The 18818-nt window shown below is 68.9% G+C and carries 19 protein-coding genes and 1 other RNA gene; 5 read left to right on the plus strand and 15 right to left on the minus strand.

Going from position 1 to position 18818, the window contains the following annotated elements; all coding sequences use genetic code 11:
• Position 1: 1 nt before the first annotated feature.
• The 8 genes from ACJMKZ_RS05090 to rsmI all read right to left on the minus strand — a co-directional run bounded on the left by ACJMKZ_RS05090 (position 2) and on the right by rsmI (position 7966).
• Positions 2-1369, minus strand: a complete 1368-nt coding sequence (locus ACJMKZ_RS05090; protein WP_405232112.1) for a UDP-N-acetylmuramoyl-tripeptide--D-alanyl-D-alanine ligase — start codon at positions 1367-1369, stop codon at positions 2-4.
• The gene (locus ACJMKZ_RS05095) at positions 1366-2904 is read right to left on the minus strand and encodes a UDP-N-acetylmuramoyl-L-alanyl-D-glutamate--2,6-diaminopimelate ligase (protein WP_405232113.1); all 1539 of its coding nucleotides are present in this window, start codon (positions 2902-2904) and stop codon (positions 1366-1368) included. Before ACJMKZ_RS05095 ends, ACJMKZ_RS05090 begins: the two co-directional genes overlap by 4 nt.
• The gene (locus tag ACJMKZ_RS05100) at positions 2901-4637 is read right to left on the minus strand and encodes a peptidoglycan D,D-transpeptidase FtsI family protein (RefSeq protein ID WP_405232114.1); all 1737 of its coding nucleotides are present in this window, start codon (positions 4635-4637) and stop codon (positions 2901-2903) included. Before ACJMKZ_RS05100 ends, ACJMKZ_RS05095 begins: the two co-directional genes overlap by 4 nt.
• Positions 4634-4936 (minus strand): cell division protein FtsL, encoded by a 303-nt coding sequence (gene ftsL, locus ACJMKZ_RS05105; RefSeq protein ID WP_405232115.1) that lies wholly within the window; start codon positions 4934-4936, stop codon positions 4634-4636. Before ftsL ends, ACJMKZ_RS05100 begins: the two co-directional genes overlap by 4 nt.
• The gene (gene rsmH / locus ACJMKZ_RS05110; RefSeq protein WP_405232116.1) at positions 4933-5862 is read right to left on the minus strand and encodes a 16S rRNA (cytosine(1402)-N(4))-methyltransferase RsmH; all 930 of its coding nucleotides are present in this window, start codon (positions 5860-5862) and stop codon (positions 4933-4935) included. The genes ftsL and rsmH overlap by 4 nt, the downstream gene beginning before the upstream one ends.
• Positions 5863-5884: 22 nt before the next feature.
• Positions 5885-6340 carry a division/cell wall cluster transcriptional repressor MraZ gene (gene mraZ, locus ACJMKZ_RS05115; protein WP_405232117.1) on the minus strand — a complete coding sequence of 152 codons (456 nt, stop codon included), beginning with the start codon at positions 6338-6340 and terminating at the stop codon, positions 5885-5887.
• Between the two features lie 325 nt (positions 6341-6665).
• An RNA gene (gene rnpB / locus ACJMKZ_RS05120) (RNase P RNA component class A) lies at positions 6666-7029 on the minus strand.
• Between the two features lie 55 nt (positions 7030-7084).
• Positions 7085-7966 carry a 16S rRNA (cytidine(1402)-2'-O)-methyltransferase gene (gene rsmI / locus ACJMKZ_RS05125; RefSeq protein WP_405232118.1) on the minus strand — a complete coding sequence of 294 codons (882 nt, stop codon included), beginning with the start codon at positions 7964-7966 and terminating at the stop codon, positions 7085-7087.
• Between the two features lie 13 nt (positions 7967-7979).
• Between rsmI and ACJMKZ_RS05130 the strand changes: the two genes are divergently transcribed.
• From ACJMKZ_RS05130 to ACJMKZ_RS05140, 3 genes are read left to right on the plus strand one after another with little or no spacing between them, the layout of a single operon-like run.
• A complete protein-coding gene (locus ACJMKZ_RS05130) occupies positions 7980-9971 on the plus strand; it encodes a penicillin-binding protein activator (protein ID WP_405232119.1) in 1992 nt (663 codons plus the stop codon).
• The gene (locus tag ACJMKZ_RS05135; RefSeq protein WP_405232120.1) at positions 9944-10303 is read left to right on the plus strand and encodes a YraN family protein; all 360 of its coding nucleotides are present in this window, start codon (positions 9944-9946) and stop codon (positions 10301-10303) included. The genes ACJMKZ_RS05130 and ACJMKZ_RS05135 overlap by 28 nt, the downstream gene beginning before the upstream one ends.
• 28 nt (positions 10304-10331) lie before the next feature.
• Positions 10332-10922: a phosphoheptose isomerase gene (locus ACJMKZ_RS05140; protein ID WP_405232121.1), complete on the plus strand. Its 591-nt coding sequence runs from the start codon at positions 10332-10334 to the stop codon at positions 10920-10922.
• A gap of 18 nt (positions 10923-10940) precedes the next feature.
• On the opposite strand, the gene ACJMKZ_RS05145 is transcribed toward ACJMKZ_RS05140, so the two are convergent.
• The 5 genes from ACJMKZ_RS05145 to petA form a co-directional block, all read right to left on the minus strand.
• On the minus strand, positions 10941-11381 hold the full coding sequence (locus ACJMKZ_RS05145) for a ClpXP protease specificity-enhancing factor (RefSeq protein WP_405232122.1): 441 nt from the start codon (positions 11379-11381) through the stop codon (positions 10941-10943).
• 22 nt (positions 11382-11403) lie between these two features.
• Entirely contained in the window at positions 11404-12033 is a 630-nt protein-coding gene (locus ACJMKZ_RS05150; RefSeq protein ID WP_405232123.1) for a glutathione S-transferase N-terminal domain-containing protein, read from the minus strand.
• Between the two features lie 61 nt (positions 12034-12094).
• Positions 12095-12853 (minus strand): cytochrome c1, encoded by a 759-nt coding sequence (locus ACJMKZ_RS05155; protein ID WP_405232124.1) that lies wholly within the window; start codon positions 12851-12853, stop codon positions 12095-12097.
• Positions 12846-14102: a cytochrome b gene (locus ACJMKZ_RS05160; RefSeq protein WP_405232125.1), complete on the minus strand. Its 1257-nt coding sequence runs from the start codon at positions 14100-14102 to the stop codon at positions 12846-12848. Before ACJMKZ_RS05160 ends, ACJMKZ_RS05155 begins: the two co-directional genes overlap by 8 nt.
• 4 nt (positions 14103-14106) lie before the next feature.
• Positions 14107-14697, minus strand: coding sequence for a ubiquinol-cytochrome c reductase iron-sulfur subunit (gene petA, locus ACJMKZ_RS05165; RefSeq protein WP_405232126.1), 591 nt, complete (start codon positions 14695-14697; stop codon positions 14107-14109).
• 229 nt (positions 14698-14926) lie between these two features.
• Here petA and ACJMKZ_RS05170 point away from each other — a divergent pair, with 229 nt between their 5' ends.
• Entirely contained in the window at positions 14927-16060 is a 1134-nt protein-coding gene (locus ACJMKZ_RS05170) for a S1C family serine protease (RefSeq protein WP_405232127.1), read from the plus strand.
• On the opposite strand, the gene murA is transcribed toward ACJMKZ_RS05170, so the two are convergent.
• The gene (gene murA, locus ACJMKZ_RS05175; RefSeq protein ID WP_405232128.1) at positions 16057-17361 is read right to left on the minus strand and encodes a UDP-N-acetylglucosamine 1-carboxyvinyltransferase; all 1305 of its coding nucleotides are present in this window, start codon (positions 17359-17361) and stop codon (positions 16057-16059) included. The genes ACJMKZ_RS05170 and murA overlap by 4 nt on opposite strands.
• A 25-nt stretch (positions 17362-17386) precedes the next feature.
• Positions 17387-17629, minus strand: coding sequence for a BolA family protein (locus ACJMKZ_RS05180; RefSeq protein WP_405232129.1), 243 nt, complete (start codon positions 17627-17629; stop codon positions 17387-17389).
• A 183-nt stretch (positions 17630-17812) separates the two neighbouring features.
• Between ACJMKZ_RS05180 and ACJMKZ_RS05185 the strand changes: the two genes are divergently transcribed.
• The gene (locus tag ACJMKZ_RS05185) at positions 17813-18793 is read left to right on the plus strand and encodes a calcium/sodium antiporter (protein ID WP_405232130.1); all 981 of its coding nucleotides are present in this window, start codon (positions 17813-17815) and stop codon (positions 18791-18793) included.
• Positions 18794-18818 lie beyond the last annotated feature (25 nt).

The raw sequence follows: 18818 nt of genomic DNA on the forward strand, positions 1-18818 counted from the left end.
GTCAGCCCTCCCCGCCTGCAGCCGCGTCCGGCTCCGCATTCACGAGGGCGTCGGCGATACGCTCCATGCGCATCCCGCGGGAGCCCTTCACCAGCACGCCGACTTCCGCCGTGAGATCGCCGCGCAGCGCCGCAACGAGTTCGTCGGCGGTGCCGAACCAGCGCGCGCCGCTGCCGAAGCCCTCGGCGACGTGGCGCGCCAGCTCGCCGAGGCAGTACACCCGCTCGATGCCGGCGCTGCGCAGATCGGCCCCGGCCGCCTCGTGAATGGCTGCCGTCTCTTCGCCCAGTTCCAGCATGTCGCCGACGACCGCCCAGGCCCGTCCGCCGCCGGCGACCACCGCACGCGCGCCGGCTGCGAGCGAGGTGGGGTTGGCGTTGTAGGTGTCGTCCCAGATCACCGCGCCGCCGGGCGCCGTCCGGCGGGTCATCCGCCCGCTCACGTGGCGGGCTGCGGCCAGGCGCGCGGCGGTCCGGTGCAGCGGCACGCCGGCCGCCATGGCGGCCGCCGCCGCGCAACACGCGTTCATGACGTTGTGCTCGCCCGGCAGGGGCAGTTCGACCTCGACCGACTCGTCGCCGGCGGCCAGCAGGAACCGGCTGCCCTGCGCCGTCGGCCGGACGTCGCTCGCGCTCACGTCCGCGACGTTACGGATGCCGAAGGTCACCACCTGCGCCGGGCCGGCCATGGCCTCCCACAGCCCGCACCAGGGATCGTCGGCGTTGATCACCGCGGTGGCTTCCGGCCCCAGCGCCTGGAACAGCTCGCCCTTCGTGCGGGCCACCCCTTCGATGCTGCCGAGCCCCTCCAGGTGAGCGGGCCCGGCATTGGTGACCACGCCGATGTCGGGACGGGCGAGCCCGGCCAGCCACGCGATGTCGCCGGGGCGGCTGCAGCCCATCTCGAACACACCGTACTCGTGGTCCGGCTCGAGTTCGAGCAGCATCAGCGGCAGTCCGATCTCGTTATTCAGGTTGCCGCGGGTCGCGAGCGCCGCTTCGCCCAGACAGGCCGCGACGAGTTCCTTCACCGTGGTCTTGCCGTTGCTGCCGGTGATACCGATGACGGTGGCCCCGTGGCGGCTGCGCCATTCGGCGCCCAGACGGCCGAGTGCCATACGGGTGTCCGGTACGCGCACCTGGGGCAGCGCCACGTCGGTGAGCCGGGAGACCACGGCGCCGGCCGCGCCGCCCTCCGCCGCCGTCGGCACGTAGTCGTTGCCGTCGAAGTTCGGGCCGGTGAGCGCGAAGAACAGCTCGCCCTCGGCCAGGCGGCGGGTGTCGGTGCTCACGCCCGCCCAGGGGCGGTTCTCGCCGACGAGCTCTCCGCCCACTATCTCCGCCGTCTCGCGCAGCGTGCCGGCGCTCATGCCGACCTCCCGGCCAGCGCCGCGTGGGCCTCGGCCGCGTCGCTCAGCGGGCGGGGGCCGGAGGCGGTGATCTGGAAACGTTCGTGACCGCGCCCCGCGATCAGGACGCAGTCCGCGGGCGCCGCCTCGCGCACCGCCATGGCGATGGCATCCCGGCGATCGGCGACGACGCGGAACCTGCCCTCTGTCGCACCACCCGACGGCGCCCCGCCCATGATTTGCGCGATGATCGCATCGGGGTCTTCGCCGCGCGGGTTGTCGCTGGTTACGACCACCCGCTCGGCAGCCGCGGCCGCGCGGGCCATCAGCGGGCGCTTGCCCGGATCCCGCTCGCCGCCGCAGCCGAACACGCACCAAAGCTCGCCGTCGCAGTGCGGCCGCAGCGCCGCGATGGCCGCGGCGAGGGCGTCCGGGGTATGCGCATAGTCGACGACCACCAGCAGACGACCCTCGCCCACCACCTGCAGCCGGCCCGGCGGCGGTTCGACCGCACGGAGCGCCGCCGTAGCCTGGTCCAGCGGGATACCGGTCTCCAGCAGGAGTCCGAGCACGACGGCCAGGTTCTCCACGTTGAAATCGCCGCGCAGACGCGACCGCACGCTCCCGTCGCCGAAGGGCGAGGTGAACGAGAAGGCGATACCGTCGGCGCCGAGCCGGACGTCGCCGAGGGCGAGGCGGCGCCGCGCAGCCGTCGCGCCACTGCGGGTCACGGCGAGCGCGGAGTCCGCATGGCGGCGGCAGAGTTCGGCGCCGAAGGCGTCGTCGGCGTTGATCACCCGGCGCTCGAGGCCCGGCACTTCCAGCAGCTTCGCCTTGGCCTCGCCGTAGGACGCCATGCTGCCGTGGTAGTCCAGGTGGTCGCGGCTCAGGTTGGTGAAGGCGGCCGCGGCGATGCGGACGCCGTCGATGCGGCCCTGGTCCAGCGCGTGGGAGGAGACCTCGATGCTCACATGGCCTGCGCCTGCCTCCGCGAAGCCGGCGAGACGGCGATGCACCTCGATCACGTCCGGCGTGGTCAGCGCCGCCGTCTCCAGGGCGTCGGGCATGCCGGCGCCGAGCGTGCCCAGGTAGGCACACGGGCGCTCCAGCCGGTTCAGGGCATCGGCGAGCAGCCAGGTCACGGTGGTCTTGCCGTTGGTGCCCGTCACGCCGGAGACGGCGATCCGCGCCGAGGGCGCGCCGAACCAGCGGTCGGCGATCGCACCCAGATGGCGGCGCAGGCCCGGCACCGGGACGGCGGGGACGGCCAGCCCCTCCGGCGCCGCGACACCGGGCGCAGGCTCGTAGATCACCGCGACGGCGCCGGCCGCGAGCGCCTGCGGCAGGTAGTCGAAGCCGTGACCCGCCGTTCCCTGCAGCGCGAAGAACACGCCGCCCGGCACCACGCGGCGGCTGTCCAGCGTGATATCCGAGATGTTCACCGCAGTCGCCGCGGTCACCGCCGGCGCCGGCGCGATGCCGGCCAGCAGCGCCTGCAGCGTCGTCGGCCTGGTCGACGTCTCCGGCGGACTCATGACCCCTGCCACCGCACTCATCGTCCCGCCGCCTGCATCGCCTGCACGACCTCGCCGGGCTCGCGCACCGGCAGGTCGTCCGGCGGCACGGCCAGCAGGCGCAGCGCTTCCGAGGTCACCCGGGCGAACACCGGCGCGGACACCTGGCCGCCGTAGTAGGCGTCGCCCGTCGGTTCGTCGATCACAACCACCACGGCGAGCCGCGGGTCGCTGGCCGGCGCGAGGCCGGCGAAGATGGCGAGATAGCGGTCCTCGGAATAGCCTCCCGCCGCGAACTTCCGCGCCGTGCCGGTCTTGCCGGCGATGCGGTATCCCGGCACGTCCGCCCGCGTGCCCGTGCCTCCGGGCAGCACCACCTGTTCCATCATCCCCAGCACCTGCCGTGCGGTGGACTTCGCGATGACCCGGTTCGCCGGGGGCGGCTCGTCCAGCTTCAGCAGCGACACCGGGCGCATCAGGCCGCCGCTGCCGATCACGGCGTAGGCCCGCGCGAGCTGCAGCGGCGTCACCGACAGGCCGTAGCCGTAGGCCAGCGTCGCCTGACTGATCGGCCGCCAGTGGTTGTAGTGGCTCAGCAGTCCCGCCGACTCGCCGGGAAAGCCGCAGGAAGTGAGGCTGCCGATGCCGAATCCCGACAGGGCCTGCCAGAGCTGCTCCGGCTCCAGCGACATCGCGATCTTCGTGATGCCCACGTTGCTGGAACGCGCCAGTACCGTCGTGAGGTCGATCGGGCCCAGATTCTCGGTATCCTCGATGCGCTTCGCGCCCACCTCGACCCAGCCGGGTCCGGTATCGACAACGCTGCCCGGACGGAAGCGGCCGCTCTCGAGCGCCGCGGCCATGACCAGTGGCTTCACGCTGGAACCGGGCTCCAGGATGTCGGTGACCGCGCGGTTGCGGTAGCGCTCCACGGTCAGCTGGGAGCGGTCGTTCGGGTTGTAGGCGGGCTGGTTCACCATGGCCAGCACCTCGCCGGTGTCCACGTCCAGCACCACGATCGAGCCGGCGGCGGCGCCGTGGCGGCGGACGGCGGCCTTTAGCTCGCGGTAAGCCAGATACTGGATGGTGAGGTCGATGCTGGCGGCGAGCGTGCGCCCGTGCCGGGGCGGGCTTATGCTCTCGACGTCCTCAATGGAGCGCCCCCGGTTGTCCTTCAGCACGCGCTTGGCGCCGGGCTCGCCGGCCAGCCAGTGATCGAACGCGAACTCGAGTCCCTCCTGACCGGAATCGTCGATGTCGGTAAAGCCGAGCAGATGGCCGGTGACCTCGCCGGCGGGATAGAAGCGCCGGTATTCCCGCAGCACGTTCACGCCGGGCAGATCCTCCGCCTGCACCCGATCCGCCCGGTCCGGAGACAGGTGGCGGCGCAGGTAGACGAACTCCCGGTCCATGTTGCGGGTGAGCCGGCGCATGAGCTGCTCGGGGTCCAGGTCGAGCAGGCTGGCCAGCTTCGGCACGTCGTCGGCGGCGGGGGCCAGCTGGCCCGGGTTCGCCCAGATGCTGTCCACCGGCGTGGACACCGCCAGCGGCTCGCCGTTGCGGTCGGTGATGGTGCCGCGATGGGCGGAGATCTTTGCCGTGCGCAGGTGCCGCGCATCGGCCTCCCGCGCCAGGAAGTCGTTGCTCAGCACCTGCAGGTCGACGGCGCGCGCCACCAGCGCCGCGGCCGTCAGGGCGAAGAAGCCGAGCACCAGTGCACTGCGGTTGCGGAACCGCCGCACCGCCTGCTCTTTCTTGCGCGCTCCCTTCTTCATTCCGGTTTCACGATGTAGATGTCACTGGTCTGCGGCCGCTCGAGCTCCAGATCGCGGCGCGCGATGCGCTCCACCCGGGCGTGGGTGGCATAGGCGCTCTGCTCGATCTGCAGCCTGCCCCATTCGATGTTCAGCGCGTCCCGCTCGCCGCTGAGCTCCTGCAACTGCACGAACAGCTCTCGCGACTCCTGGCGGGTGTGAATAATCGCCATCGCCGAGGCCACGCACGCGAGGGCGAGCACAAGCGTTAGACTGAGGGGCACCGTGGCCGGCAGCGCCTTCATCGGCTGCCGGCTCATGCCACCTTCTCCGCCACGCGCAGCCGCGCGCTGCGGGCGCGGGGGTTCGCATCCGCTTCCTCCGCCACCGGCGTCAGCGGCTTGCCCACCAGGCGGAGCCAGGCCCGCGCCGCGGGCGGCACCTCCGGCAGGCCCCGGTAGCGGGCGTCGTCCAGCGAGGCCTCGCGCATGAAGCGCTTCACGATGCGGTCCTCCAGCGAGTGGAAGCTGATCACGGCGAGCCGCCCGCCGGGTGCCAGGACCTCGCGCACCTGCGACAGCGCCTCGGTGATCGACTCGAGCTCCCGGTTGAGATAGATGCGGATCGCCTGGAAGGTCTTGGTAGCGGGATGCCGCTCGCCGGGCTTGCGCCTTCCGAGCACCGACTCGACGATCCCGGCGAGCTGGCCCGTGGTGGCGAGCGGGGCCTCCTCCCGCGCACGGAGCACGGCCCGGGCGATGCGCGTCGCCTGCCGTTCCTCGCCGTAGGTTTTCAACACCTCTCGCAACTCGCGCTCCGATACCTGGTTCAGCCAGTCGCCTGCACTCGGGCCTTCCTGCCTGTCCATCCGCATGTCCAGCGGACCGTCCTGTCTGAAGCTGAAGCCGCGCTCCGCGTCGTCCAGCTGTGGCGAGGAAACCCCCAGATCGAAGAGAATCCCGTCGGTCGTGCCACCGAAGCCGTGCCTGACCGCGATAGTCCCGAGATCCGAGAAATTCCCCCGTTCGATACGAAACCGCTTGTCTTCCGAAAACCGTTCCCGTCCGGCGGCGATGGCCTCTTCGTCCCGGTCTATCGCCAGCAGCCTCCCGACGGGACCCAGTTTTTCCAGAATTGCCGCGCTGTGACCGCCCCGGCCGAAGGTCGCATCGATGTAGAGACCGTCGGGCCGTATCGCCAGACCCTCCAGCACCTCGGCCAGAAGGACCGGGATATGCTCAGTCACTCGGCGCCAACCACCCTTTTTCTTATAAGGAGAGCGACTCGAGTTCCGCCGACAGCGGCAGCTCGTCGCCTTCCTCGTCTGCCAACCACGAGTCGCGCTTCTCGTTCCAGCGCTCCTCGTCCCATAACTCGAACTTGTTGCCCTGCCCGATCAGCACCGTGTGCTTCTCGAGCCCGGCGAATTCCCGTAGCTCCTTCGAGAGTAGAATGCGACCATGGCCATCGAGTTCGACCTCTGTCGCATGACCCACCATGAGGCGCATCAGCCGCCGCGCCTTGCGGTCGAGAGCCGGCAGCCGAACGAGCTTGCGCTCGATCTCTTCCCAGTCGGGCAGCGGATAGATAAGGAGGCAGTAATCCCGGTCTACGGTGACAACGAGGTTCCCGTCGCAACGCGCCGCGAGCCGCTCGCGGTAGCGCGTCGGTATCGCCAGGCGCCCTTTGGCGTCCAGCGTGACTTTGGTAGGACCTCGAAACATGCGTGGCGGGACCCCCTGTAATCCCAACTATTCCCACTTTTCACCACTTTTCGACACTATAGGGACCGACCCTGAGGGCGTCAATATCGGCGTGCGGATTATCGCTTGTGGGACAGGGACTTAGCGGGCGGAGGCCCGATCCGGGTGGGGCTGTGCGACAGCATATAAAGCCGAAAATCAGTAGCTTAAATGTGCCTTCTCAGCGATATCTGAACTGCCTGTCGCTGATCGGCGACAGGGGCATTCCGGGGATCGCGGAAGCCGTCCCTTGCGCAAACGAGGGCGGAGGCGGCGTCCGCCACCCCCACCACAGGCACTTCGAAGGAGAAGGAGCCGGCCGGTAAGCCGGGTTCTGTCGAGGGCAATCATTCATCTGGGACAGCCGTCACCGGCTGCCTCTAGCGACCTACCCGGGAGTCCGTTCGGGACCGACGGTGCGGCTCGCGCCGCGCACTCCCCTATTTGGTCTTGCTCCGGACGGGGTTTACCTTGCCGCGGCGTGTTACCACCCGCGCGGTGCGCTCTTACCGCACCATTTCACCCTTACCAGCGCCTCGCGGCGCTTCGGCGGTATGCTTTCTGTTGCACTTTCCGTGGGCTCGCGCCCCCCAGGCGTTACCTGGCGTCCTGTCCGAGGGAGCCCGGACTTTCCTCCCCGCGCAAGGCGGGGCGATTGCCTGGCCGGCTCCGTGATCCAAATTAGGGCAAGCCGGTACGGGAATCAAGCATCCCGGAGGCCGGATCTCAGTCGTCGCCTTTCAGGGCCAGGGCGCGGCGGTACAGGCGGTTGCGGGGTGCGCCGGTCAGCCGCGCAGCCAGCTTCGCGGCCGTCTTCACCGGCAGTTCCTCCAGCAGTAGACCGAGCACCCGGTCGGCCTCGGTGGCGTCCTCGTCCGGCCCGGCCGACGGCGCACCGCCCACGCATACGACGAACTCCCCTCTGGCCGTGATGGCGCCGTCCCGCCACGCCGCGGCCATGTCGTCGGCAGTGCCACGGTGGAAGGTCTCGTGGGCCTTGGTGAGTTCCCGCCCGATCACGACGGGCCGCTCCGGCTCGAGCACGGCGGCCAGGTCCTCCAGCAACTCGCCGCAGCGATGCACCGATTCGTAAAGGACCAGCGTGCGCGGGTCAGTGCGCACCGCCTCCAGCCATCTCCGGCGGGCCTCCCGCCGCGCCGGCGGGAAGCCGAGGAAGATGAAAGTGTCCGTCGGCAGTCCGGCAGCGCTGAGCGCGGCGACGGCGGCACAGGGACCCGGGACGGGCGAGACCGTCAGGCCCGCGCCCGCCGCCGCGCGCACCAGACGGAAACCGGGGTCGCTCACCAGCGGCGTGCCCGCATCGCTCACCAGCGCCATTGACTCACCGGCGCCGAGACGCTCGACGAGACCCGGTATCGCCTGCTCCTCGTTGTGCTCGTGCAGCGCAAAAAGCGGCTTTCTGATGCCGAAATGCGTTAGCAATCGCCGGGTGTGCCGGGTATCCTCCGCTGCGATCAGGTCGACCGCCCCGAGCGTATACCGCGCCCGCACGGACAGATCGTCCAGATTGCCGATGGGCGTGGCGACGACGTACAGTACTCCGGCGGTATCCGGCGCCGGTATGCTCTCTCCAGCGGCTCTGGCCATCTCGGGGTCTTTCATGAGGAATCGTCGCATCGTGCATGGCAAATACACACGAGGGCAAGCCGCTCTGCGCATCTTCGCGCTCCTGCTCGCGGCACTCTTCGCCGCCGGCTGCCAGACCACGCCGGGCGGCACCGGCTATCCCCAGGCCGAGGCGCGAGCCGACTCGCTGGCAGCGGCAGGCCGCCACCAGGACGCGGCCCGCATCTACATCGCGCTGGCCGGCGACGCCGCGGGCGACGAGCGCACGCGCCTGACCCTGATGGCGGTGGAGGAATGGCTGCGCGCCGGCGATGTGGCCCGGGCGCGGACCGCCTTCGGGAGCACGCAGAAGCCGGCGGATGCCGATCTTGCAACCGACTGGGCACTGACCGCCGCACGCCTCGACCTCGCGGCCGGCGACGCGGCCGCCGCGCTGGAGCGTCTGCAGGCTCTGGACGACCCGAGCCTGAGGGTGGAACAGCGCCTGCGCCGGGATGCGCTGCGGGGCGCGGCGCTGTTCGACACGGGCAGAACCCGCGAGGCCCTGGAACTGCTGGTCCGGCGGGAGCTGTGGCTGGACGACGCCCGCGCCGTGCGCACGAACCACGAGATCATCTGGGCGGGCCTGATCGGCACGCCGCCGGCGCAACTGGAGGCGGCACTGGCTGAGGCCTCCGACCCGACCATACGGGGCTGGCTCGAACTCGGACTGACCGGGACCGCCGCAGCGGCTGATACCCTGGCCTTCCGGCGCGGTGTCATGGACTGGCGCCGGTCGTATCCGCGCCACCCGGCCCTGGCCGACCTGGTGCCCTCCCTGCTGAACGTCGACATCACGGCCGGCGCCTATCCCCGCCAGATCGCGGTGCTGCTGCCCCTGTCCGGCCGCAGCGGCCGGGCCGGGACGGCCATCCGCGACGGCATCCTCGGCGCCTGGTTCAACGACTTCCGCGAGGGCATGAAGCCGCTTATCCGGTTCTACGACGTTGCCGCCGAAGGCAACGTCTACGCATACCGGCAGGCGGTGGAGGACGGCGCCGAATTCGTCATCGGCCCGCTGCTGAAGCCCTCGGTGATGGACATCGCCACGGGAGTGGAGATTTCGGTACCGACACTGGCGCTGAACACGCTGCCGGATGAGGTCCAGCCCCCCGCCGGCCTGTACCAGTACGCCCTGGCGCCGGAGGACGAGGCGGCCCAGGTCGGCCTTCGGGCCGTCATCGACGAACATCCTCGTGGCGTGGCACTCGTCCCCGCATCCGACTGGGGCGAGCGGGTGCTGGGCGCCTTCGCCGCTTCGCTGAACCAGTCCGGCGGCAGGCTGCTGGACTACCGCCGCTACCAGCCCGGCGCCGCCGATTTCTCCGACACCATCGAGGATCTCCTGCTGCTCGACGAGAGCATCCAGCGTTACCGCCGGCTGCGCGGCGTCGTGGGCGGATCGCTGCAGTTCGAGCCCCGGCGACGCGGCGACATCGACTTCATCTTCCTCGCCGCCGACGGTACGACCGCCCGCCTGATGCGCCCGCAGCTGCGCTTCCATTACGCCGGCGGCCTGCCCGTCTACGCCACCTCGACCATCAACGAGCGCGACGGCCGCAGCAACGCCGACCTGAACGGCGTGCTGTTCCCGGAGGTCCCGTGGATCGTCTCGCAGCGCGCGGAGATCGAACGCCTGCGTGCCACCTACGCCGAGCTTTGGTCGGGGTCCGCCCCGCTGTCCCGGCTGCACGCCATGGGCTACGACGCCTACCGGCTGGTCGGCGCGCTGCAGGATGGCGCCGGCGGCGGCCTGGAAGAACCGCTGCAGGGGATGACCGGGGAACTCAGCATGGACCTGCGCGGCGTGATCCACCGCCGCCTGCCCTTCGCCACATTCGAGCAGGGAGAGATCGTCGCGGTGGCCGAACCGGTACCGGAGCTCGAAGACGAGGCCGAGCTGGAGCCGGGCATCGACTTCCTGCTCCTTGACTCGCCCAGGGAGCCGCCGCCGGGATCGTGGGACGCACCGGACGACAGCGACTAGGGGACGGCGCCGAGGGACTGGCCCGCCGCCACCTCGAGAACGCCGGGCTCGACTGCGTGGCGGCGAACTACCGCTGCCGCCTCGGCGAGCTGGATCTGCTCATGCGGACCGGGAATACGCTGGTCGTGGTCGAGGTCCGCTACCGGGGTGCCGGCGCACGCTGCAGCGCCCGTGACTCCGTCTCGCCGTCCAAGCAGCGCCGGATCGTCCGCGCCGCCGAGCAGTTTCTCTGCCGCCATCCCCGCTATGCGGAGATGGAATTCCGCTTCGACGTGAGCGCAGACGGGCGTCCACGGTTACAATGGCTGCAGGACGCCTTCCGACCCTGGTGAGGAAGCAGGACGAGAGCAGAGAGCCGCCATGGAACCCGAGAGCATCGTCAGAGACCACTTCGCCGAGAGCATCGCCGTCAAGCAGGCGGCGACCGACAGTCTGGCGCTGCCCGTCGCCGCCGGCGGCGCGATGCTCACCCGCTGCCTGCTGGAAGACGGCAAGATTCTCTCCTGTGGCAACGGCGGGTCGGCGGGCGACGCCCAGCACTTCTCCTCGGAGCTGCTGAACCGCTTCGAGAGAGAGCGCCCGGGGCTGCCGGGCCTGGCACTCACCACGGATTCCTCGACACTGACGTCGATCTCGAACGACTACGCCTACGACGAGATCTTCTCCAAGCAGGTCCGCGCGCTCGGCCGACCGGGCGACGTGCTGCTGGCGATATCCACTTCGGGCAACTCGGAGAACGTCTGCCGCGCCATTACCGCCGCCCACGAGCGCAGCATGCCGGTGCTGGCCCTGACCGGACGCGACGGCGGCCGCATGGCCAGCATGCTGGGTGCCGACGACGTCGAGATAAGAGTGCCGGCGGAGCGCACCGCGCGGATCCAGGAAGTGCATCTCGTGGTGATCCACTGCCTGTGCGATCTCATCGACCGCTCGCTGCTGGGCGCCGGCTAGCGCCGGCAGCGCTGCCTGCTACTTCACCACCTTGAGGTGGGACGGCCGGCCGCTGCGCCCGCCATCGTCGCCCTTATCGTCATCGTTGCCGCCGTCGCCGCCTGGGCCGTCCGGCGGCTCGGGTCCGTCGTCGTTCTGGGAGAAGATCATGCCCTGGCCGGTCTCCCGCGCGTAGATGCCCAGGATGGCCGTCACAGGCACCCACACGTCGTATGGCGTACCGCCGAAACGGGCGCGGAAGCTGACCGCCTCGTTGTCCAGCCTGAGGTCATGGGCGGCGGAATAGCTGATGTTGAGGATGATGCGGCCGTCCTTCGCGTGCTGCTCGGGCACGTTGACTCCGGCCATGGTGGCGTCGACCACGATGTGCGGCGTATGTCCGCTGTCGCTCATCCACTCGTGCATCGCGCGCACGAGATAGGGACGCTTCGATACCGCTGCCGGGGCGTCCGAACTCATCCTGCGGGTGCCGACCGCAGGCTCACAGCCGCATCTCCTGTTCGCGTTCGGTGAGACTCTGCTGGAACGAAGAGCGGGCGAAGATCCGGTCCATGTAGGCCTCTATGGCGCCGCTCTTGGTCGAAATGTCGATGTTGTAGACGGGCAGGCGCCACAGGATGGGCGCGATGCTCGCATCCACGAGCGAGAATTCGTCGCTCAGGAAGAACTCCCGCGCGGCGAACACATCCGCGCTCTGCAGGATGGACTCCTTCAGCATCTTCCGGGAACGGGTCGCCTGCTTCTTCTCGCTGGCCTCCTCGATCTCCTCTGCCAGGCGATACCAGTCCGTCTCGATACGGAACAGGGCCAGGCGGAAATGAGCCCGGGTCACCGGGTCCACGGGCATCAGGGGCGGGTGCGGGAAGCGCTCGTCCAGATACTCGATGATCACCCGCGAGTCGTACAGCACCAGGTCCCGGTCCACGAGAGTGGGCACGCTGTGGTAGGGGTTCAGGTCGAGCAGGTCCTCGGGCAGATCCGGCCCCTCGACGTTGACGATCTCGATGTTGATGCTCTTCTCGGCGAGCACCAGCCGCACCCGGTGACTGTGGATGTCGGTGGGCCGGGAAAACAGCGTCATCACTGAGCGCCGGTTGGCTATTACCGCCATGATGGTCTACCTCTGACGTCCTGTTGCGGCGGGGCGCATGGCCCGGTGGCAGGCTGGTAACTCAGTGTACGTCCTTCCAGATCTCTTTCTTCAGCAAGTAGGCGAAGAGGAAGAATACCACCAGGAACAGCAGGACCCAGACGCCGAGCACGCGACGCTCGAGCTGAACGGGCTCGCTGATGTAGTCGAGGAAGTTGACCGTGTCGCGCACGAACTGGTCGTACTCCTCGGGCGAGAGCGTACCCTCGGTGACCTGCTCGAACTCCACGAACTGCTGCACCGTGTGGCCCTTCTCGTCAGTCACCTCTTCGTAGACCGGCCGCTGCAGTCCCTGCAGCTTCCAGAGCACGTGAGGCATGCTGGCCGCGGCCAGCACCATGTTGTTGGTACCCGTGGGCCGGCTGTCATCCACGTAGAAGGTGCGCAGGAAGTTGTAGAGATAATCCGTGCCCCGGCTGCGGGCGATCAGCGAGAGATCCGGCGGCGTCTTGCCGAACCACCGCGCCGACTGATCGGCCGGCATGGAGGCCCGGATGGTCTCGTGGGTCTTCTCGGCGTTGAACATCAGGTTCTCGATGAGCTGTTCCTCGCTCAGCTCGAGACCGTCCGCCAGCGTGTTGTAGCGCACGTACTTGGCCGAATGGCAGCCGGCGCAGTAGTTCATGTAATTGCGCGCACCCCGCTGCAGCGAGGCCTCGTTGCCCACGTCGTTGTTGGCCGGCTCGTTGAACTGCGAGCCCCCGCCGGCGGCCGTGGCCTCGACCGAGAAAGAAGCCGCCGCGGCCGCGACGAGCGTGACGACGATTCTTGCCTTAGCCATGGTAGACGACCCTCTCCGGCACCGGTTTGGTTTTCTCGATCTTCGTGTAGAACGGCATCAGCAGGAAGAACGCGAAGTACACCACAGTGAAGATCCGCGCCAGCAGCGTGTACAGGCCGGTCGCGGGCTGCACCCCGAGATAACCCAGCACGATGAAGCTGACGACGAAGGCAGCCAGCGCGCCCTTGTAGATCGCACCCCGGTAACGGATGGACTTGACCTTGCAGCGGTCCAGCCAGGGCAGGAACAGCGGCAGCAGCACGGCCGCACCCATCAGGATGACGCCGAGCAGCTTGTCCGGCACCGCCCGCAGGATCGCGTAGAAGGGCGTGAAGTACCACACCGGCGCGATGTGCTCCGGTGTCACCAGGGGATCCGCCGGATCGAAGTTGGCGTGCTCCAGGAAATAACCGCCCATCTCCGGCGCGAAGAAGACAACCGCCGAGAACGCCATCAGGAAGACGATGATCGCCACCAGGTCCTTGGAGGTGTGGTACGGATGAAACGCCACGCCGTCAACCGGCACGCCGTCCGCATCCTTGTGCTCCTTGATCTCGATGCCGTCCGGGTTGTTCGAGCCCACCTCGTGCAGCGCCAGGATGTGCACCACCACCAGCATGACCAGCACCAGCGGCAGCGCGATGACGTGCAGGGCGAAGAACCGGTTCAGCGTGATGTCGGAGATGGAGTAGTCACCGCGGATCCACTCCACCAGCGTGTCGCCGATGGCCGGTATGGCGCCGAACAGGGAGACGATCACCTGGGCGCCCCAGTAGGACATCTGACCCCAGGGCAGCAGGTAGCCGAAGAATGCCTCCGCCATCAGGACGAGGAAGATCAGCATGCCGATGATCCAGATGAGCTCCCGCGGCTTCTTGTACGAGCCGTACAGCATGGCACGGAACATGTGCAGGTAGACCACGACGAAGAAGGCGGACGCGCCGGTGGAATGCATGTAGCGGATCAGCCAGCCCCAGTCCACGTCGCGCATGATGTACTCGACCGAGGCGAACGCCTCGGTCGCCGAGGGCTTGTAGTTCATGGTGAGGAAAATACCGGTCACCAGCTGGATGACCAGCACCACCATCGACAGCACGCCGAAGACGTACCAGATATTGAAGTTCTTAGCGGCGTAGTATTCGGTGACATGCTCCTTCAGCATGCTCTCCAGCGGGAAGCGGTCGTTGATCCACTTCACCAGCCCACCGCCGCGGGTCGACTCGGTCACTTCAGCTTCCGTTCTAGCCATGGTCTTACGCTGCTCCCGTCTCGTCACCGACCAGTATCACGTCGTCATTGATGAAGCGGTACGGCGGCACCGGCAGGTTCAGCGGTGCCGGCACACCCGAGTACACCCGGCCGGACAGGTCGAACTTCGAGCCGTGGCACGGGCAGTAGAAACCGCCGTACCAGTCGTCGCCCAAGTCCGCGGGCTGGACCTCGAACCGCTTGATGGGCGCGCAGCCGAGGTGGGTGCACTGGCCGACCACCACGAAGTACTCGGGTTTCCGCGCCCTCGCCTGGTTTTCCGCATATTCGGGCTGGTCGGATTCGGAGGAGTCCGGGTCGCGCAGGTATTGTTCAACTTTATCCAGCCGCCCCAGCATGTCCTCGCTGCGACGCAGCACCCAGACCGGCTTGCCGCGCCACTCGACACGCACCATCTCGCCGACCTCCAGAGGGCCGACGTCGATCTCCACCGGTGCGCCGAGAGCCTCGGCACGGGCGCTGGGCCGCAGGGAAATAACGAAAGGCGCCGCGGCGAGCACCGCGCCCACACCGCCGGTTACGGCGGTGGCTACAGCAAGGAAATGACGTCTGCTGCGATCAACGTCGTCCGTCATCAGGCACTCCCATACAACCGGCTATGACAAGCTCGTTCTAGGTTTGGCTCGAAACTGGTAAATTGGCTGAGATTCCCGGCGGGAGCCTGACAGGCCCGGAGAGGTCCTGGGCCGGAGGCCGCGCGTGGGTCAAAACCGGGATTATACACACCGCCAGACGGAGTTGCCTACCAGCGGGCCGCCGGATGACCCGGGTCCGGGCGGTGTCCACGAGCGTCACGAGAGCGTTATGGCAGGCATCCAGCGGGCAATCTACTTCCTTGTCCAGTCGGTCGTGATCGGGCTGGCCGCGGCCTTCCTGATCGTGCTGGTGAAACCGGAGCTGATGCCCGTCTCCGGCGGGCCGGAAGCCGCCGGTCTCTCCGCCCCGGGAGGTTACGCCGACGCGGTGGCCCGCAGCGCCCCCGCCGTGGTCAACGTATACACCACGCGGCTGGTGCGCGACGGTGCGCGGCCCGAGGAGCGCCGGCCGGAACGCTTCCGGCTCGACTCCAGTCTCGGCTCGGCCGTCATCATCGACGACGAGGGTTACCTGGTCACCAACTACCACGTGGTCGCCGGCGCGGTGCAGATCCGGGTGCAGCTCGCCGACGGCCGGGTGGCCGACCCGGTGCCCGTGGGCCAGGACCTGGAGACCGACCTGGCGCTGCTGAAGATCGACCTGCCGGACCTGCCGGCGGTGCCACTGGGCCGCTCGGACCGGCTGCGCATCGGTGACGTGGTGCTGGCCATCGGCAACCCCTACGGCCTGAGCCAGACGGTGACCCAGGGCATCGTCAGCGCGACCGGCCGCGGCCTGCTAGGCCTGACCACGTTCGAGAACTTCATCCAGACCGACGCTGCGATCAACACCGGCAATTCCGGCGGCGCGCTGGTGAACACGCGCGGCGAGCTGGTGGGCATCAACACCGCCGTGCTCGCGCAGGACATCGCCACCGAAGGCATCAGCTTCGCCATCCCGGTAAATCTCGTGCGCGGCGTGGTGCGCGAGCTGAAGGAGCACGGCCGCGTCATCCGCGGATGGCTCGGCATGGAGCCCGACGATCTCACACCCGCGGAATTGGCGGCACTGGGCCTCGAGAGTACGGGCGGTATCCTGCTGGAACGGGTCCACGAGGACAGCCCGGCGAGCCGCGCCGGTCTCCGGCGGGGCGACGTGCTGGTGGCGATCGACGGTGCGCCTATCGGCAACACCCAGCAGGCGCTGCTGCGGGTGGCCGGCGTGAAACCGGGCACGCGCCTCGCCATCACGGGCATCCGCGACGGAGAGCGCTTCGCGACCGAGGCGGTCGTCGGCGAGCGGCCGCAGTTCCGGCCGGCGCCCTCTGCCTCGCCCGAGTCGTCGGCCGACTCTCCCCCTTAGCCGGTCGCCCGCCCCGCGCGGGCCTCGCCGGCGCCGGTCTCGCTGCCGGGCACCCGCCGTATCATGGCGCCGAGCTGACGCAGCTTCTCCTCGATGCACTCGTAGCCGCGGTCGACGTGGTAGATGCGGTCCACCAGGGTATCGCCTCTGGCGACCAGCCCCGCGAGCACCAGCCCGGCGGAGGCCCGGAGGTCCGTGGCCATGACCGGGGCGCCCTGCAGTGCCTCCACCCCTTCCGAGATCGCCGTGTTCCCCTCCAGGCGGATGCGCGCGCCCATGCGCTGCATCTCGAGCACGTGCATGAAGCGGTTCTCGAAGATGGTCTCGGTGATGGTGCCCACGCCTTCGGCCACGGCATTCAGCGCGCAGAACTGCGCCTGCATGTCCGTCGGGAAGGCGGGATAGGGCGCCGTGCGGATGTCCACGGCGCGCGGCCGTCGCCCGCCCATGTCCAGTTCGATCCAGTCCTCGCCCGTACTGATCTGCGCACCCGCCTCGGTGAGCTTGGCGAGCACCGCCTCCAGGATATCCGGCCGGGTCTGTTTCAGCCGGACGCGGCCACGCGTCATGGCGCCGGCCACCAGGTAAGTGCCGGTCTCGATCCGGTCCGGCAGCACCGTATGGCGCGTGCCCGAGAGCGTCTCGACGCCCTGGATGCGGATGGTGCCGGTGCCGGCGCCCTCGATGCGGGCCCCCATGCTGTTGAGGAAGTCGGCGAGATCCGCCACCTCCGGCTCGCGCGCCGCGTTCTCCAGCACCGTCTCGCCCCGAGCCAGTGTGGCCGCCATCATCAGATTCTCGGTCCCGGTGACAGTCACCGTCTCGAACACGAAGTGGGTGCCTTGCAGACGGCCGGCGCGGGCGCGGATGTAGCCGTCCTCGATCTCGACCTCGGCGCCCATCGCCCGCAGCCCCGCCACGTGCAGGTCCACCGGCCGGGCGCCGATGGCGCAGCCGCCGGGCAGCGAGACGTCGGCGGCGCCGTGGCGCGCCACCAGCGGCCCCAGCACCAGGATGGAGGCGCGCATGGTCTTCACGAGGTCGTAGGGGGCCCGCAGCTCGCGGATGGCCGAGGCGTCCACCTCCACGCTGAGCCGGTCGTCCACGGTGACCTCCACGCCCATGCGCTGGAGCAGCGAGATGGTGGTGGTCACGTCCCTGAGATGGGGGACATTGGCGACGGTGACCCGGTCCGAGGCCAGCAGGGTGGCCGCGAGGATCGGCAGCGTGGCGTTCTTGGCTCCGGAGATGCGAATCTCGCCGTCCAGCGCCGTGCCGCCGGTGATCTTCAGTTTGTCCATGGTCGCAACCGGGCTGCCGGGCGCCTCAGCCCTGGCGGCTCCACTCGTCGGGCGTGAAGGCGCGGATCGAGAGCGCGTGGATTTCGCGGCCCATGCGCTCGCCGAGACAGCCATAGACCATCTGGTGGCGCCTGAGCGGCCGCTGTCCCTCGAACTGCGGGCTCACGACGACGGCCTCGAAATGGGTGTTGTCGTCGCTGGCCACCTGCGCCCGGGTGTCGGGCAGGCCCTGCTCGATAAGCTGCGAGATTTCCTGAGGTGTAATCATCCCCAAACTGATGAAGCACTCTGTATGATTCCGCGCGCAGTGTAGCCCAAAGGCAGTCCCGACCCAACGGCTGCGCCCGGCGTCGCGGCGGCCGGGTCCTATTGTGTATGATTCTGCCCCTCTTCGCCGCGGGGGGCGGCTGTCGCGGGCGCTGCATCGCCCTTTCGAGGTTGGAACCTGACCATGTTGCTCGATCTCATCTCCGTCGCGATCGGCCTGGCACTCCTGATCTGGGGCGCGGACCGTTTCGTGGTGGGCGCAGCGGGGACGGCTCGCAACCTGGGCGTCCCCACGCTGCTGATCGGGCTCACCATCGTCGGCTTCGCGACCTCTGCACCAGAGATCCTCGTCTCCGTGGTCGCCGCCCTCGCGGGGCGCCCGAGCCTCGCGCTCGGTAACGCGATCGGCTCGAATATCGCCAACGTCGCCCTGGTGCTCGGGGCCGTCGCGGCGGTGCGACCCATCCTGGTGACCTCCACCATCCTGCGCCGGGAGATGCCCCTGCTGCTGGCGGTGACCCTGCTCACGCTCGCCCTGTTCCTGGACCTGCGCCTGACCCGCATCGACGGCTTCGTGCTGCTCGGGGCCCTGATAGTGGTGCTGTACTGGATCGTGCGGCTCGGGACGGGGGCGCGCGCCGCCGATCCCATCGAGGCGGAATACGAGGCCGAGATTCCCCGCGACATGCCGATGCGCACGGCCATCCTCTGGCTGGCGGTGGGCCTCGCCGTGCTGCTCGTGGGCTCGGAACTGCTGGTGGACGGCGCCCTCCAGCTGGCCCGGCAACTCGGTGTCAGCGAACTCGTGATCGGCGTCACCCTGGTGGCCATCGGCACCAGCCTGCCGGAACTTGCGGTGTCGCTGGTGAGCGCGCTGAAGGGCGAGCAGGGCCTGGCCATCGGCAACATCCTCGGCTCCAACATGTTCAACCTGCTGGCGGTCATCGGCCTGGCCGTCGTCATCCATCCGGCGACGGTGGAACCGACGGTGCTTACGCTGCACTTCTTCGTCATGGTGGCCGTCACGCTGGTCCTGTTCGCGATGACGTACAATTACGCAGACGCCGGCCGTATCGGCCGACTGGAAGGCGTGGCGCTGCTCGTCGCGTTCGTGGCTTACCACGCCTACGTGGTCTCGCAGAACCTGGGGCAGACGCTCACCTGAGCCGCGGCGGCGACGCCGCCAGGAG

It is taken from the genome of Lentisalinibacter salinarum (assembly GCF_040706555.1).
Classification (GTDB): domain Bacteria; phylum Pseudomonadota; class Gammaproteobacteria; order Steroidobacterales; family Woeseiaceae; genus Lentisalinibacter; species Lentisalinibacter salinarum.